Origin of the sequence: Paraburkholderia phytofirmans OLGA172 (assembly GCF_001634365.1) — a bacterium.
GTDB lineage: Bacteria > Pseudomonadota > Gammaproteobacteria > Burkholderiales > Burkholderiaceae > Paraburkholderia.
The window spans coordinates 3,825,625-3,841,552 of the sequence record NZ_CP014578.1 but is presented as its reverse complement, the minus strand read 5'-3'; the positions used below and the strand labels follow the sequence as shown (position 1 = coordinate 3,841,552).

Sequence of the window (15,928 nt, the reverse complement as noted above, 5' to 3'; positions counted from 1 at the left end):
GGGGACGTGACGAGCGGTCACGTGTGATGCGGGCCATCGAGGCCGCTACAACGCTGCACATGGGCCACAGCAGCGAGTTTCGCTTGCATGCGCAGTTGACCGTCTGCGAGGTGTGAGTCAGATCGTGCCGCCGATGCCGGCGCCAAATTTTGAGATGTTTCTCAGACGCACATTTTGCCGGCTGCGTTAGCTTTGACCTTGAGGTCGGCAGAAGGGCGAACAATTTAGCACTTTGCGATTGGCGCACCCATGTCGGACCTCGCATCACCGTCGGATCTTCAGAAGGATCACTGGTTCGTTCACCTTTGCGCAGGGGCTTCGTTGCAGATCCTGTTCGATAGTAGTCCAACGCTTTTCCTTGCCGCGCTTCGCAGATCGCATTGCGTGATAGGCGAGGGATGTTATGGAGAATCAATCATGTACAAAAGCACGCATCGCTCATTCACCAAACGCCATCTGGCTTTCGCGCTAGTTGCGCTATTCGGCGCCACCCTCGTTCACGCTCATGGGCGTCTGACCGAACCTGCCTCCCGTATCGTGTTGTGTGCGGCGAAAAAGAATTCAAATTGCAATGTCGAAGCGTGGCAGGCAAACGCCATGGAGAATGGCAAATTCTTTCCCGCTACGCAGGCGGGCCTGCCGGATTCTTTCGCGCCCCAGGACGTTCGGAACGCACTGCCGCCGAAGGATGGCGAGATCGCCGGCTCGAGCGTCAATGGGAACGTTCCGGTGCTGAATGAACAGTCTGCAGACCGATGGACCAAGATTCCGATGCGGGCCAATTCGCTGCAGACCTTCAGGTGGGACTATGCAGCGTTGCACGCGACGCGGCGCTGGAACTACTTCATCACGCGTTCAGACTGGAATCCGGCCAAACCTCTCACGCGAGCGCAGTTCGAAGAAAAGCCGTTCTGCATGTACCAGAACAACGGACAACCCTATTGGCAAGCCAACCTTCAGCCCCCTCAGCCGACGATTCATCAATGTCAGTTGCCGAATCGCAGCGGCTATCAGGTAATTCTCGCCGTATGGGAAGTTGCCGATTCGCAGATGGGCTTCTATCAGGTCGTCGATACCTATTTCACTTCGGCGAAGGGTAGCCCCGTGATGAGACCGTTTTAATTCTCGCGTACGCGAGGCAATGTTCTCAACTTGAGCCCCCATTCCATCAAGCGAGCTTGTACGCGGGATGAAAATGGGGCCTGGATTTTCCGGCTGGTTTTGATCAATATCGCCGCACAGTGGAGTCGCAGTTCATTCTGGATTCTGCGCGCCCCCTTTGTTCTCGTTACGTAGGCGCAAGATCGTCGCATTGCCAGCCTCAGATACCTTGCGGTTCGGACTGTCAAGAGGCGATGTCGCGCACGGCACGTTGCCGCCATCTTAGGCAGTCATTTTGGTGCTTGTCACCTTCCTTGAATGGTCCCCATGCGGGCGTTGTTGGGGCGCCCGCTTAGCGCCACTCCTGTATTGATGCTCCTGATTTCAGCCCATTTGTGAAGATTTGTCGCGCAACCGGCATTTTCAGAGTGTTCCTATTCTGGCTTCAGCCCTCTTTGATGCAACGTCGAATTACTACGCATTTCTAACGACGTATTGCGGAAGGGAGATGTATGAGAATAAAAATCCCATCTTGCGGGCTTGGAGACAAGTTAGCCCGTCTAGTGGTCGCGGGTGCTTTGCTACTAATGGCTTCAACCGCGCGTGCAGACGACTGCTGGACGCTTTATTCGAAGTCAGGTGCGACGCCGGGTACAGCGAGCTGCCGACTGGACGTCGCAAGCAATACCCCAAGCGGTATGGGTAGTTTCGGATGTAGAAACGACATGGCAGCGATTGACGAGTGGTGCGCCACGCCGACGGACCATGACGAATCTTGTCCGGTTGCCGATCCGGTCTATCCGGCCAACGGCAAGGTGACGCTCTCCGAAAACGACTTCCGTAGCGGCGATGGAGTGCCGCTGACATTCACTCGAAGCTACTTATCCTCACCGTTTCTCAAATCGGCGACCGCCATGGGACCGGTATGGATGAGTAACTGGCAGCGACAACTCAACGTGGCCGGGACCAGCGGTAGTTCACCCAAAGTCATTGCCTATCGTGCAAACGGCCAACCGCTCACTTTCCTGTTTACCAACGGACAGTGGAAAACATCCAGCTTCAGTGGTCTCGCTCTCGCCCAGAATGGCTCTGGATGGGCTTTGACAGACCTAACGACAGACACCGTTGAGTCGTATTCAGCACAGGGCGTCCTGCTGTCCGAAACACCGCATACCGGTTTCACCCGAACGCTCACCTATGACGGCGCGGGGCGGCTCACGGCCATCAACCAGCGCGCGGCAGGTGCGGTTCCGAAGTATGAGTTATTGTCGATCAAGCTTGAGTACGACACGTCAGGCCGTATTTACCGCATGACAGACCCAAGCGGCGGTCTTACGCAATACGGTTATGACGGGAGCAGCAACCTCGTGTCGGTCACATGGCCCGATGGTTACGTGCGGCGTTACGTCTACGACGACTCGCGCTTCAAGAACGCACTAACGGGTGTGATTGACGAATCCGGCTCACGGATTGCGACGTGGACCTATGATGCGAGAGGACGTGCTACCTCGGCAACGCATCCGGATACGACGCAGAACGTCCGATTCGCCTACGGCAACGGTTCAACGACCATGTCCTGGGCGGACGGTTCGGGCACGGTTAACTTTGCGTCAGTCGCGGGCATGTTACGCATGACCGGTGGCAGTACTGCTGATGGCGTCGAGAGTCGGACGTTGGACACGAGCGGGAATTTGCTGCAAAAAACCGCACCGGACGGAAGCGCGGCATATTCGTACGACGCTGCAGGCCGACCGGTTCGCGCTGCGGTGACTAGCCCTAGTGGCACGGTGATAACGTCAGTGCGCTATGCCGATGCGACGAGCCTGCATCCGTCACTTGTTGCAACCCCCGGCAAGATGCGTGCGTTCGTGTATGACGCAGGTGGCAACGTCACTGGATACAGCGAATTCGACACGTCTGACACAACAGGCGCTAGCGGCTTCGACGCTGCTAGCACAGGCAACAAGTTGACTGTCGGCGCGCGCTACGATGCCAATAACCGCTTGGCGCAGGCAACCGTCTATGTGAATGGTGTCAAAACCGAAGATTGGGTGTATTTCCCAGACGAAACTGGGAACCTGCAGACCGCTCAGGAATTGATCTCACGGTGGCTACTTGGTGCAGTCGATCGCGACGCGTCGAACCGTGTAACGAGAGCTACCGGGAACTATCGTGAAGCACGCTTCACGTATGACAAACGTGGACGCGTCAGCCGGTTCACCTACAACGAAGATGCGACTGCACTGACGGCGGGTCTGAAGCGCTTCCTGGCTGTGGACTACACCTATACCCCTGATGGTCGTGTGGCGGGTCGGACGGGCACGGTAGCCAGGAATGGCGGGACGGCACAACCGATCACTGGCGATGAGATAGACCAGTGGATTAGCAACTACGAGATCGGTGCTGATCCGGTCGGCCCCCCCGCCAATCTCTCTGGCTCGCGTAGATATCTAAAGGCGGACGCCCCAGCGACAATCACACCGGTATGCGCGGAGTGTTATGTTTTCACGAAGGCCAAGCTGGCATGGAAGCTCTTTTATCGCGGACTTACCATCACCCAGACAGGTCAGCCTGTTCGGGGTGACGTGCCCGAATTGCAAATAGCGGCGCAGGAGCAGGTGCCGTTTCCTATTCTTATACCCGAGCAGAATGGCCAGTCGAAACGCGCGATCCTATACGCTCAACTGTTCCAGAACACCGGCGACGCCGATGCGGGTTTCGTTAAGTGCAGTTATGGCAGACCCGCGACGAAACGTTGTCGAGAGGTGCGTGAAAGGTGTATCGACAAATGCACGATGCAGACGCTGCCGACCCCAGCGACAAACGACGGGCGAAACTTCCACAAATGTTTCACCATGTGCTTGGCTGATAACGGCTGCTAAGGAAACACAATGAATAAAGAAATTGCCACGGAACTTGACAGACTACTGCGCGATGCCTTTCGGTTGGTTGAGGATTCAATCAGGCTCGTTCAGGAGCGCTGCTCGGTGGAGGAATTTGAGTTCTTTCGCACTGAAGCCGGAAGAGTGGCGGGTGGCATAAGTCTGCTCTTGCTGCCTCTCTGGGAGGACTATCCGGACTTGGCGCCCGCAGGGGTTATCGTAAATCCACCTAAGAAGAGAAAGGGCAAGCGGTAACACATAAAGAAGGCGCGAGTAATTCGCGCCTTCTTTAGCGCAAATTAGAGCAGACATTATTTTGGCCAATAAAATGAAAATGCTAGCGGCGTTCGTCATGTTCGCTATTGTCGAGGCAATTGCCGGCACCGTTGCCGCCTGCATCGTGCTTGCCTTCTCGCCTGTGTGCGGAGCAAGTGCGCGACTATTGGTAAGTCCATAACCAGGCGATGCTGAGAAGTACATGAAAGATATCAAATTAAATGTACTGATCAAAAACTCCCCACTCCAATCTGAAACAATGGCTTGAACTATTTCAATTGCCTAGATCAGTGTAAAGCTGATCAAGACTGTTAAGGAGAGTATCTGTGGACAAAGACAAGGCTGTGGCGTCGGAGGTTAGCAAGCAACTATTTGCCGCGTTTTGCTCGGTGGAGAACGCGATCCGGTTAGTTCAAGAGCAATGCTCTGATGAGGAATTTGTAGCATTTCGCGCTGAAGCGGGAAAGGTGGCAGGAAGCTTGTACCTGCTTCTTGGACCGTTATGGAAAGCATACCCAGACCTCGCACCTCCGAAACCTGATCAAGCCACCTTGCCATCGAAGGAAGGGTCGTAAGATATTGGAAAAGCGCTAGTAATCAGGGGCGCTTCTTTCCTGTTCCGTCGATTCAGAGGCAGCATCAATTCGATGGAGACTGCGAGGGGGACGGGAGTGCGGAACAGGGCGAGAAGTGAACAACGGTGAGTCGAAAGCTGGTTTCGTCAACTGTAGTTATGGCCAGCCAGCCACGAAGCACCATCGAGAAGTGCGTGATAGGTGAAAAAACAAGTGAAAGGTCGATCAATCCTGCTAAGGATAGGAAAGTGGATAAGGAAATAGACAAGGACGTGACTTCGGAAGTATGCGAGCAGTTATTAGACGCGTATTTGTCTGTCGAAAAAGCGACAAAAATAATTCAAGAAAAGTGCTCAAGGAAGGAATTTGAGTGCTTTCGCTCTGAGGCCGGCAGAGTCGCGGGCGGTCTGTACCTGCTGCTTGAACCCCTGTGGAGAGCATATCCAGATCTTGCTCCCGCTGGTCTCGAAATGACCAGGCGGAAGAAAAAGGCTAGGCGGTAGCAATAAAGAAGACACCAGCAACAGGTGCCGTTCCCTACCTGATGCTCGATCAGAGCGGCCAATCGAAACGTGCGAGGGTACCTGTCCAACTATTTCGGAAAACGGCCGTTTTGATCCGAGCTTACTCAAGTGCGCGTGCGGCTAATCGATAACGAAGCGCTGTGCCGCAATTCATGAGCGATCTATCGCCAAATGCCGACTATTGAGTTGCATTCTTCACATGCAAGAATGCGAACATGGCAGACAAGGATGCTAAGGAACAACATCTTGATTGAGGAAAAGAAACTTGCGACAGAGGTCAACGAGAAATTGCTGTCAGCACATTACTCGATTGTTAATGCCCTGAGACTTGCTGAGGAGCGGGGCTCCAAGCGAGAAATTCAAGCATTTCGTGCTGGAGCCGCGAATGCTGCAGGGCATCTATATGGTTTTCTCCTAAGGCCGCTGTGGCAAGCGCGTCCCGAACTCGCGCTGGAGGGGCTGGATATGAGCCCCCCGCCGACGAAGAAAGCTAAGCGATAAGACGCACACAAGGCGCAAGCAATCGCGCCTTTCTATTGTTTTAGCCTAGGTGGGCGCAGGTTTGAAACGTGCAAAGTGGACAACGACTCTTAAGGGAGAATGTGGTGATTGGTGACAATGATGTGGCCGCAGAGGTCAGCGACCGTCTTCTGGCGGCAACGCGTCTGATGGACGAATCTATCGCGCTGGTTCAACAACGCTGTTCCGATGATGAATTCAAAGCCTTCCGTGCTGGAACCGGTAAGGCTATGGGGTACCTATTTGCGTATGTACTTCGGGAACTGTGGTTGGAACACCCTTGTCTGGCTCCGGAAGGCTTGGACATGAACCCTCCGTCAAAGAAGAAAGGTAATCGATAACAGATAACAAAAAAGCGCGAGCAGCAAACTGCACCTCGAATGCATGGACATGTTTCCGACTTAGAGGCTAGTTCGCTACCGCGCCTTTTTCTTTACAGCGGCGTGGTGGCCGCTACTTCACCCTAGTGCTTCATTGCCGCCTGCTTCGCATCTGCGCGCGCACACGCAGCAGTCCTCACACGCTCCTGCTTGCGCGTCACAGCTTTGTCCGGCGCAGCTTCAGCTTCGGTTTCGGCTGCTTCTCGTCCTGCCTGCGCAGCATCTGAAAGAAGTTGCGCCGCAAGTTTGGCCGTGATGCGACTGTGGGGAACCCCCTTCGCGTCGAGCGCGATCACCTGGTACAGATCGCGGTCGCATTCAGCTTCCTGCTGGTATTGCTCGACGGTATAGAGCAGGTGTTCCAGCAGGTTGCGCTCACGGCGTCTTTCCTCAACCGTCGTAGCCGGGCTTCGGGCGATGCTCGCCGCGAGATTAATTAGTGTTTCAAGCTGCCGGATTTGCCGGTCGCATGCTCCAAACGCCGACAGTGCAAGTTTTTCGTACTGGAGCGCATCAACAGGCGGGCGTGTTGCAGTTTGATTCTCTTTAGCGGGTTTGCTCATGGTGAGATTTCCGGTGGATTCCTGAATTACCCGATACTCGCCGACTAACAGCTGGGGTGAGCGGGCACGTAGCGAGTTTGAGAGACCGGGCGTAAAACCAAAACCGGCGAGCCTCGCGGCTCCCTCACCACAGCCCGCCCATAGAAACAGACGTGCATGGTTGTGCACTACCCACTTTCGCAGGTAGTGCGGTTTTACGCTTCGGGCTCTCACACCCGGCCGCTTTATCCAGCGGCAAATAGAAATCTAACCCAACCGTTTTTTAAGACGGGCAACCACACAAGCTAAACGCGCGAATTATAACCAATCTTTACATTTGAGCCGATGCGTCTTCAAGTCACCATGCAGCGCGCGAACGAAGTCAATGCCTCTCCCAGAGTAAAAGGCAAAGAGCCGCTTAAAGCATCGTCCGCACATGCCAAAGCTCAGGAAACAAAACCACATCCAGCATCTTCCGCAAATAAGGCGCACCACTCGTGCCGCCGGTGCCTTGCTTGAATCCAATAATCCGCTCGACTGTCGTTACATGCCTGAACCGCCACTGTCGAAATGCATCCTCGAGATCGACAAGCTCTTCCGCCATCTCGTACAGCTCCCAATGCTGCGAAGGATTCCGATAGACCTCCAGCCAGGCTGCTTCGACGGAAGCATCATGCGTGGTCGGCTGCGACCAATCCCGCTCCAGCCTGGAAGGTGAAATCGCAAACCCTCGCCGCGACAGCAAGCGCACGACTTCGTCATAGAAAGACGGCGATTCTAGCGAAGCCTTCACCTCTGCATACACATCCGCCCGATGCGCATGCGGCTTCAGCATCTGCTCGTTCTTATTGCCGAGCAAAAACTCGATCTGCCGATACTGATAGGACTGGAACCCGGAGGAGCTACCCAGATAAGGCCGCATTGCCGTGTACTCGGACGGCGTCATCGTCGCGAGAACACTCCATGCCTGCACGAGTTGCTCCATGATCCGCGACACGCGAGCGAGCATCTTGAACGCCGGCGGCAACTCATCGCGATGCACCGCCTTCAACGCCGCGCGCAACTCATACAGCGCGAGCTTCATCCACAACTCGCTCGTCTGATGCTGAATGATGAACAGCATCTCGTTGTGATCCGGCGACAACGGATGCTGTGCATCCAGCACCGTCCCCAGCGACAGATAGTCGCCGTAACTCATCGACTCCGAAAAATCGAGCTGCGCGTCATGCCAGCCATCGCCGGAATCGGACGCCAAAGCCGAGGGAGCCGCGGAAGCAGGGGCCGCGGGTTGGGCAGCCACACTGCCATGCCCAAACGGACATCCTTGCGCCGGTTTTTCTTCCGGCAATCCCGGCGTTTGCATGTGATCGGTCATCGCGCGCTCCTCAGGTCACTGCGCCGCGGGCGGCAAATTCAGGGGCTCGCCAGGTCTTTTGCACAAGCACATCGCGCAGCGTCTCCACCGCATCCCATACATCGACAAAGCGCGTGTACAGCGGCGTAAAGCCGAACCGCAACACATGAGGCTCGCGATAGTCGCCGATCACGCCACGCGCGATCAATGCCTGCATTACTTCGTAGCCGTGCGGATGCTCGAAGCTCGCATGCGAACCTCGCTGCGCATGTTCACGCGGCGTCACGAGCTGCAAAGGAAACTCGCTGCAACGCGCTTCGACCAGTTTGATGAACAGATCGGTCAGCGCGAGCGACTTCGCGCGGATCGTCTGCATGTCCGTCTGCAGGAACACATCGAGACCGCATTCGACCAGCGACATCGACACCATTGGCTGCGTGCCGCACAAGAAGCGGCCAATACCGTCATCGGGTTGATAGGCCGGGTCCATTTTGAACGGCGCGCGATGACCCCACCAGCCGGACAGCGGCTGCGCGAAATCGTTTTGATGCCGCTTCGGCACCCATACGAACGCCGGCGAACCCGGGCCGCCATTCAGATACTTGTACGTGCACCCCACTGCGCAGTCGGCGCCAACGCCATTCAGGTCGACCGGCACCGCGCCCGCCGAGTGCGCGAGGTCCCACAGCGCGAGCGCGCCCTTGTCGTGGATGAGTTGGGTCAGCGCGGCCATGTCGTGCATGTAGCCGGTGCGGTAGTTCACGTGCGTGATCATCGCGATTGCGGTGTCGTCGCCGATCGCGGCGGGCAGTTCGGACGGATCGTCGACGAGGCGCAATTCATAACCGCGGTCGAGCTGTTCGATCAGCCCCTGCGCGATGTACAGATCAGTCGGGAAATTCGAGCGCTCGGAGACGATCACGCGTCGCTTCGGATCGCGCGCATTCGCCAACCGCACGGCAGCCGACAAAAGCTTGAACAGGTTGATCGAAATCGTATCCGTGACGACTACTTCGTTGTCGGCCGCACCGATCAGCGGCGCAAGCTTGTTGCCGAGGCGGCGCGGCAATTCGAACCATCCGGCGGTGTTCCAGCTGCGGATCAGGCCTTCGCCCCATTCGGCGCCGATCACGGTCTGCGCCCGTTGTGCGGCGGCGGCTGGCGGCACACCGAGGGAGTTGCCGTCGAGATAGATGGTGCCCGGCGATAGCGCGAACTGGTCGCGCAGCGGCGCGAGTGGGTCGGCGCTATCGAGCGCCAGTGCTTCGTCACGGTGGTTCATGATGGTCCAGTGAGTGAGATCAAGGAGTTCGGTGAATGCGGTGATTCAGTTTTGCAGAGCGTCGGTGATCAGTGAGATCCGGGTAGCGCCCGCAACACCGCGCGCACGGGGCTCGCATCGAGCGTGGTCAGCTTGAGCGGCAGCGCGATCAATTCGTAGTCGCCGGGTGCGACGGCGTCCAGCACGATGCCTTCGAGGATCGCCATGCGGTGCGCGCGAATCCGGTGGTGCGCGTCCATCGTCTTCGATTCCTGCGGATCGAGCGAGGGCGTATCGATGCCAATCAGCTGGACGCCGCGAGCAGCGAGCAGATCGATCGTCTCCGGCGCAACGGCGCAGAACGCGCTGTCCCAGACCGCCGTCGGCGCGTTCCTGTAAGTACGTAGTAAGACTCGCGGTGGCAGGTCGTCGAGCCAGCCGGTCAGGTGTTGTGGCGTCACAACAGGCGAGGCACCGATGCAATGAATCACGCGGCAGCGTCCCAGGTACGCATCGAGCGCGACCTGGCCGATCGCCGCGCCTTCGGCGTCGTAGTGAAGCGGGGCATCGGTGTGGGCGCCGGTGTGCGGCGATAGCGTCAACCGCGCGACGTTGACGGGCGAGCCCGCTTCCATGCGCCACACGCGTTCGATTCCGACCGGCGTGTCGCCAGGCCAGACCGGCGTCGTGGTATCGACAGCGGGGGTGATGTCCCAGAGTGTTTCCATGTCTCCATCGGCAAATTGTCTCTATCCAGGAATGATAGGTGGCTTGACGCGAAATGTGATTGCGAAAAAATCTCCTTCGGAGCCGTGTCTTGGAACATAATTTGAGTCAAATGGGAAAGGGAGACCGAATATGAACGCGATCTCGCTCGACGCCACCGATTGCCGTATCTTGACGGTGCTTCAGCAAGAAGGAAGGATCAGCAATCTCGATTTGGCGGAGCGCATTTCGCTTTCGCCATCGGCCTGTTTACGACGCCTGCGCCTGCTGGAAGAGCAGGGCGTCATCGAACATTACCGCGCGTGTCTGAACCGCGAAGTGCTGGGTTTCGAACTGGAAGCGTTCGTGCAGGTGTCGATGCGCAACGACCAGGAGAACTGGCACGAGCGTTTTGCGGAGGCGGTGCGGGATTGGCCGGAAGTGGTCGGCGCGTTTGTCGTGACCGGCGAAACCCACTATCTGCTGCGGGTGCTCGCCCACAATCTCAAACACTATTCGGATTTCGTGCTGCAACGCCTCTATAAGGCGCCGGGCGTGATGGATATTCGCTCGAATATCGTGCTGCAGACGCTGAAGGAAGATTCGGGCGTACCGGTGTCGCTAGTGAAGAAAGCCAGCGGCCACAGCACGCCGCATAGCTGAGTGCGGGCGGCGGGGCAGCTTGCGTCGGCTTGAACCCGCTTGCGGCCGCTGTTGATACACAGCGGCGCCCGCATTCAGAGTGACTTGAGTCCGTGGAACTGCCCGTTCTGGAAGACCAGCGGCGCAATCTCCGCGGCATTCTCGTGGACGCCGCAGCGCTCCACTTCGCCGACGAAAATCACGTGGTCGCCTTCTTCGTAGCGGCTGCGGTTATGGCATTCGAACCAGGCGAGCGCGCCGTCGAGCACCGGCATGCCGGTGTCGCCTTCGGCGTGCGACACCCCTTCGAAACGATCGCCCTTCACCGTGGCAAAGCGCTTGCATAGATCGAGCTGCGACGCGGCCAGCACGTTGACCACATAGTGACTGTTGGCCCGGAACACCGGCATCGACGCCGAGCGCGTGGCGAGGCTCCACAGCACCAGCGGCGGATTGAGCGAAACCGAATTGAACGAGCTGGCCGTGATGCCGATCAATTGGCCGGACGCTGCGCGCGTTGTAATGACAGTGACCCCGGTGGCGAATTGGCCGAGCGCCTGTTTAAAGGCGACCTGGTCGAAGTTGGGCGGGCTGGCGCGCTTCATCGGGCGGAAGCCTTGGTGCCAAGCCGGGTGAACCCCGGGCTGAACCCATCGCGCATGCGGCCGGAAACAAATGATTCAAAAGTCATAGTGAAAATCGTCGATTTGCCCCAATTTTAACTGCAATCGCGGTGGACTGGCCGCGACCCCTGCCGGTTTGTGGAAAAACCGCTAAGCTGGAAAGTCTTGGTGGTGGCATGAGCGTTGCGGTTAACTGGGACCGGCATCGGCCGACTATGAGTATCAAGGAGCAAGCAGCATGAGTCAGATAGGCGAAGTCGCCACCCTCGGTGGCGGGTGTTTCTGGTGTCTTGAAGCGGTGTATCTGGGCGTCGAAGGCGTGAACTCGGTGGAGTCGGGCTATGCGGGCGGCCAGACCCAACGCCCGACCTATGAACAGGTGTGCGACGGCGTGACGGGCCACGCGGAAGTCGTGAACGTCGACTTCGATCCGGCGAAGATCAGCTATCGCGAGATTCTCGATATTTTCTTCGCGATTCACGATCCGACCCAGCTGAACCGGCAGGGCAACGACGTTGGCACGCAATACCGCTCAGTGATTTTTACCCACTCCGACGCACAGCGTGAAGCGTCACTGCAGGCGATCCGCGAGATCGGCGAACAGGGCATCTACGACGGTCAGATCGTCACCCAGGTGCTGCCGCTCGACGGCAACTACTGGCCGGCCGAGGCGTATCACCAGAACTACTTTGCGCAGCATCCGAATCAGGGGTACTGCTCGTTCGTGGTGGCGCCGAAGGTCGCGAAGTTCCGTCAGAAGTTCGCGCATCGGATCAAGGCGAGCTGAGCGTTTGGCGGTGGCGTGATGACGGCTTTGTCTGACCCGCCTTGTAGTAGTCAGATCCGGCCACCGGGTTCGCCGCCATCATGCCGCTCGCCGTGGTCTGGCTGCAGCTCCGCTTCCGCTTCCGCGTCCGACGCCGGTTGCGTAGGGTCCTGCTCGTGCTCATGAGCAAGGTGCGCATACGCTTCAATAATCGCCCGCGCCAATTCCACGCAGCTTAACGGCGCCGAACCTTCGGCCTTGTTGTTGATCGCGATCACCACCGGCTGGCCGGCCAGCGCGTAACGTGCAGCCAGTTCGGCGAGCGCGGCGCGGGTCGCCGGGTCCTGATCGACCAGCTGGTTGAACGGTTCATACTTGGCCTTCGCCTGTTCGTATTTGAAGCCGCCGTGCAAACTCCAGCGCACGATCAGAGGGCCGGCCGGCTCGCCGTCCAGCAGCGCGAGCGCCGCCGCCTGGCGCAGCGGGTCCGGCATCCGTGCATGAATGCCCACGCAATACCGCACGCCCGCCGCTTTCAACGAGCGGATAAAGCGCGGCGTGAGCAAACTCGCGTCGCGGATTTCGATCGCATAGCAGGTGCCTTCAGGCAGCTTGGGCAGCGCTGTGAGGAACTCGGCGAGGCGCTCGATGAACACCGCCGGTTGCGCGAGCATCTGGTCGGGCAGCGGTGAGAGCTGGAACACCAGCGCACCGGCTTTCGCACCGAGGCCTTCGAGGCATGGCGTGACGAATTCGTCGGTTGCCATTTGCGCGTTCAGAAAGCACGGGTTTAGCGAGACCGGCTCGCCGCGTTCGGCGCGCACGGTGGCATCGGTAATCGTCATCGGCGCTTTGACGATGAAGCGGAAGTGCTCCGGCACCTGCTGTGCGTAGCGCAAGTATTCGGTGACGGTGAGCGCCTGATAAAACGACCGGTCGATGCTGACGGTCTTTAACAGCGGATGTGCGCCATAGGCCGTCAAGCCTTCGCGCGAGAGTTTGCTGTTGCTGTAGTCGTCGCCGTAGACGATGCCATTCCAGCCTGGAAACGACCATGTCGACGTACCGAGATGGACCTGCGGCGGCAGTTCGGCGGCGAGCGCCAGGACTTCAGAAGAGGGGGGGGCGGCGAGAACGTCGCGTGAGCGGCGTTTCCTCGGCGTTTCGGCGGTTGCTGCATTGGCTCTGGCTGCGGTCTCGGCTTCGGATGGCGCCGGTGCGTCGTCTTCCTGCCAGAGCGGGGCAGCGCTGCTTGCTTTTGCGCGCGGCTGGCGCCGCCGTTCAACTTGCGCCGCGGTCGCGGGTGTTGGTGCTGCAGCCGAGCTTGCTAGCGTCACGTCGGCTTCGGCAATCGCGCGCGGTGGTTTCGCGCCCACATCAGGTTTCGATGCCGGCGCCGGTGTCTGCTCCACCGGCATCCCGAACAGATCGAACTGCACGGCGTCGGCTGGTGCGTCTTGCCCGCCGCTTACCGGCTGTTCAACTTCGTTTGTCCCGCTCTGGTCCATCGATGTTCGAACCTGCTGTTTAAGGTTTGCGCCACGTCGGGCCGCCCATGCGATGCACGAGCCATGGCGCGCAGCGACGGCAAATCGCCGCGGCGCAACCGTATCACAACGTTTTGTCGTACATATAGTGGCGCGACCACGGCAAGGTTCTCGCGCTGCGGCCGGCTCTGCGGCACACCACCTGGTAGATCGAGACGTCGTCGTTCTCGAACGCGTACGCGCAGCCGGCGAGGTACACGCGCCAAATGCGGAATTTTTCGTCATCGACCAGCTTGCGGGCTTCCTCCGCATGCGCCTCGAAGTTTTCCGCCCAGATGGTCAGCGTGTGCGCATAGTGACGGCGCAGGCTTTCGACGTCAACCGCTTCAAGCCCGCCGCGCTGCATCGCTTCGAGCGCAAGGCTGATGTGCGGCAGTTCGCCGTCAGGGAATACATAACGGTCGATGAATTCGCCGCCGCCGAGCGCGGTTTCGCCGCTGTCCGAATCGCTCGACGTGATGCCGTGATTCATGGCGACGCCGTCGTCGACGAGCAGATCGTGGATCTTCTCAAAGTAGCCCGGCAGATTCTTGCGGCCGACATGCTCGAACATGCCGACGCTGGTGATGCGGTCGAACTGCCCGTCGATGTCGCGATAATCCTGCAGACGAATCTCGATCTGATTTTCCAGGCCCGCGGCTTTCACGCGTGCGGTAGCGAGATCGAACTGGTTCTGCGACAGCGTCACGCCGACGCACTTCGCGCCGAACTTCTGCGCTGCACGCAGGACGAGCGCGCCCCAGCCGCAGCCGATATCGAGCAGGCGCTGCCCCGGTTGCAACTGGATCTTGGTGAGGATGTGGTCGATCTTCTTGATCTGCGCGGTGGCGAGATCTTCAGTGCCATTCTCGAAGTACGCACACGAGTACACCATGTTCTCGTCGAGCCACAGTTTGTAGAATTCGTTCGAGACGTCGTAGTGGTACTGAATGGCCTTCTTGTCCGACGACTTCGAGTGCTGGAAGTAGCGCCGCACGCGCGCCAGCTTGCTTGCGCTGGTGACGGTGTTGCGCGCCAGCTGATAGCTGACGTTGATAATGTCCGACAGCTTGCCTTCGATGTCGATCTTGCCCTTCACATATGCCTCGCCCAGATTGTCGAGGCTCGGTTCGAGCAGATAAGGCAGCGCCGTAGCGCTTTTGACATGTAGCGTGACCCGAGGCGCGGCGAACTGCCCGAAGTCATGTTGCTGACCGTCCCACAGCACAAGGCGTGCTGGCAGGTTAGCCTTGGTTTTTACGTCCTCCACCCACTGCGCCAGCTTTTTCTCCCAGAACATGTGATCTCTCCGTGTCCGTTGAATTAAAGCAAAGCCTGTGTGGATTGCGGCTCGGTGCGGCGCAACTCCCATGCCGCGAGACGCACTCCGACCGGCGCGCGCTACTGCGTTGGCAACGCGCGTACGGTCTTGTATTTCGATTCAAGGCGAAAGGCGGGAGATTTGCCAGTTGCTGTTTTCGCTTGAACGCGTGTAGAGCAAACGATCGTGCAAACGCGACGGCCGGCCCTGCCAGAATTCGATTGCTTCGGGTACCAAACGATAGCCGCCCCAGTGCGGTGGGCGCGGCGGTTGGTCGCCGTATTGCAGGATGATTTCGCGTTCGCGTGTTTCGAGCTGCGAACGGCTTTCAATTACCTGACTTTGATTGGATGCCCACGCGCCGATGCGTGAACCGAGCGGACGCGACGCGAAATACGTATCGCTTTCTTCCGCGCTGGTTTTGGCGATGCGGCCTTCAACGCGCACCTGGCGTTCAAGTTCGATCCAGTAGAACAGCAGGCTCGCATAGGGATTGGCGGCCAGTTCGCGGCCCTTGCGGCTTTCGTAGTTGGTGAAGAACACAAAGCCGCGCTCGTCGACGCCTTTGATCAGCACAATGCGCGCCGACGGCCGGCCGCGCGAGTCGACAGTGGCCAGCGTCATCGTATTCGGTTCGGGCAATTGGGCGTCTACCGCTTGCTGAAACCACGTGTCGAATTGACGAAACGGGTTGCGGTTGATATCGGCAACGTCCAAAGAACCCAGCGAATAGTTTTTTCGAAGTTCGGCGAGTGAGGTCATATTCTTATGCGAACGCTACAGTACAACCAGTATAGCCAAGGCGTGAACTCTTTGCGCGCGACCAGATCAAGGCCCGCCGCACTGTGTGGACATCGACGCCCCTACGTTCTGCGGCCATTCGTGCATAAGTGGGTGCGGCCGTGCGGATCGTCGCGATCAGGCAAAATAC

16 protein-coding genes and 1 pseudogene are annotated in these 15,928 nt (G+C 58.4%); 8 read left to right on the top strand and 9 right to left on the bottom strand.

Annotated features, from left to right (window positions below; all coding sequences use genetic code 11):
* Nucleotides 1-417: 417 nt before the first annotated feature.
* The gene (locus AYM40_RS16860) at nucleotides 418-1,122 is read left to right on the top strand and encodes a lytic polysaccharide monooxygenase (RefSeq protein WP_082855114.1); all 705 of its coding nucleotides are present in this window, start codon (nucleotides 418-420) and stop codon (nucleotides 1,120-1,122) included.
* A gap of 119 nt (nucleotides 1,123-1,241) precedes the next feature.
* On the opposite strand, the pseudogene AYM40_RS40330 reads toward AYM40_RS16860, so the two are convergent.
* Nucleotides 1,242-1,353, bottom strand: a pseudogene (locus tag AYM40_RS40330) (IS481 family transposase); the annotation flags it as partial.
* 473 nt (nucleotides 1,354-1,826) lie between these two features.
* Here AYM40_RS40330 and AYM40_RS16855 point away from each other — a divergent pair.
* The 5 genes from AYM40_RS16855 to AYM40_RS16830 all read left to right on the top strand — a co-directional run bounded on the left by AYM40_RS16855 (nucleotide 1,827) and on the right by AYM40_RS16830 (nucleotide 6,218).
* Nucleotides 1,827-3,983: a DUF6531 domain-containing protein gene (locus tag AYM40_RS16855; protein WP_063497206.1), complete on the top strand. Its 2,157-nt coding sequence runs from the start codon at nucleotides 1,827-1,829 to the stop codon at nucleotides 3,981-3,983.
* Nucleotides 3,984-3,992: 9 nt separating this feature from the next.
* A complete protein-coding gene (locus tag AYM40_RS16850) occupies nucleotides 3,993-4,238 on the top strand; it encodes a hypothetical protein (RefSeq protein WP_063497205.1) in 246 nt (81 codons plus the stop codon).
* A 347-nt stretch (nucleotides 4,239-4,585) separates the two neighbouring features.
* Nucleotides 4,586-4,834, top strand: a complete 249-nt coding sequence (locus AYM40_RS16845; RefSeq protein ID WP_063497204.1) for a hypothetical protein — start codon at nucleotides 4,586-4,588, stop codon at nucleotides 4,832-4,834.
* Between the two features lie 770 nt (nucleotides 4,835-5,604).
* A complete protein-coding gene (locus AYM40_RS16835) occupies nucleotides 5,605-5,859 on the top strand; it encodes a hypothetical protein (protein ID WP_148662192.1) in 255 nt (84 codons plus the stop codon).
* A 104-nt stretch (nucleotides 5,860-5,963) separates the two neighbouring features.
* Entirely contained in the window at nucleotides 5,964-6,218 is a 255-nt protein-coding gene (locus AYM40_RS16830) for a hypothetical protein (protein WP_063497201.1), read from the top strand.
* Between the two features lie 122 nt (nucleotides 6,219-6,340).
* Here AYM40_RS16830 and AYM40_RS16825 read toward each other — a convergent pair whose 3' ends face one another.
* The 4 genes from AYM40_RS16825 to kynB form a co-directional block, all read right to left on the bottom strand.
* Nucleotides 6,341-6,988, bottom strand: coding sequence for a hypothetical protein (locus AYM40_RS16825; protein WP_420488453.1), 648 nt, complete (start codon nucleotides 6,986-6,988; stop codon nucleotides 6,341-6,343).
* Nucleotides 6,989-7,217: 229 nt separating this feature from the next.
* Nucleotides 7,218-8,174 carry a tryptophan 2,3-dioxygenase gene (gene kynA / locus AYM40_RS16820; protein ID WP_063497199.1) on the bottom strand — a complete coding sequence of 319 codons (957 nt, stop codon included), beginning with the start codon at nucleotides 8,172-8,174 and terminating at the stop codon, nucleotides 7,218-7,220.
* Nucleotides 8,175-8,184: 10 nt separating this feature from the next.
* Nucleotides 8,185-9,435: a kynureninase gene (gene kynU, locus AYM40_RS16815; RefSeq protein ID WP_063497198.1), complete on the bottom strand. Its 1,251-nt coding sequence runs from the start codon at nucleotides 9,433-9,435 to the stop codon at nucleotides 8,185-8,187.
* Nucleotides 9,436-9,503: 68 nt separating this feature from the next.
* Nucleotides 9,504-10,142, bottom strand: a complete 639-nt coding sequence (gene kynB / locus AYM40_RS16810; RefSeq protein ID WP_063497197.1) for an arylformamidase — start codon at nucleotides 10,140-10,142, stop codon at nucleotides 9,504-9,506.
* A 130-nt stretch (nucleotides 10,143-10,272) separates the two neighbouring features.
* Between kynB and AYM40_RS16805 the strand changes: the two genes are divergently transcribed.
* The gene (locus AYM40_RS16805) at nucleotides 10,273-10,782 is read left to right on the top strand and encodes an Lrp/AsnC family transcriptional regulator (RefSeq protein WP_063497196.1); all 510 of its coding nucleotides are present in this window, start codon (nucleotides 10,273-10,275) and stop codon (nucleotides 10,780-10,782) included.
* 74 nt (nucleotides 10,783-10,856) lie between these two features.
* Here the strand turns inward: AYM40_RS16805 and AYM40_RS16800 are convergent, their stop codons facing one another.
* Nucleotides 10,857-11,366: a flavin reductase family protein gene (locus AYM40_RS16800; RefSeq protein WP_063497195.1), complete on the bottom strand. Its 510-nt coding sequence runs from the start codon at nucleotides 11,364-11,366 to the stop codon at nucleotides 10,857-10,859.
* Between the two features lie 256 nt (nucleotides 11,367-11,622).
* Between AYM40_RS16800 and msrA the strand changes: the two genes are divergently transcribed.
* Entirely contained in the window at nucleotides 11,623-12,171 is a 549-nt protein-coding gene (gene msrA / locus AYM40_RS16795; protein WP_063497194.1) for a peptide-methionine (S)-S-oxide reductase MsrA, read from the top strand.
* A gap of 50 nt (nucleotides 12,172-12,221) precedes the next feature.
* On the opposite strand, the gene AYM40_RS16790 is transcribed toward msrA, so the two are convergent.
* The 3 genes from AYM40_RS16790 to pdxH form a co-directional block, all read right to left on the bottom strand.
* On the bottom strand, nucleotides 12,222-13,658 hold the full coding sequence (locus tag AYM40_RS16790; RefSeq protein ID WP_063497193.1) for a DUF72 domain-containing protein: 1,437 nt from the start codon (nucleotides 13,656-13,658) through the stop codon (nucleotides 12,222-12,224).
* Between the two features lie 103 nt (nucleotides 13,659-13,761).
* A complete protein-coding gene (locus tag AYM40_RS16785) occupies nucleotides 13,762-14,976 on the bottom strand; it encodes an SAM-dependent methyltransferase (protein ID WP_063497192.1) in 1,215 nt (404 codons plus the stop codon).
* Nucleotides 14,977-15,117: 141 nt separating this feature from the next.
* Complete coding sequence (gene pdxH / locus AYM40_RS16780; protein WP_063497191.1) at nucleotides 15,118-15,759, bottom strand: pyridoxamine 5'-phosphate oxidase; 642 nt, start codon at nucleotides 15,757-15,759, stop codon at nucleotides 15,118-15,120.
* Between the last annotated feature and the right edge of the window lie 169 nt (nucleotides 15,760-15,928).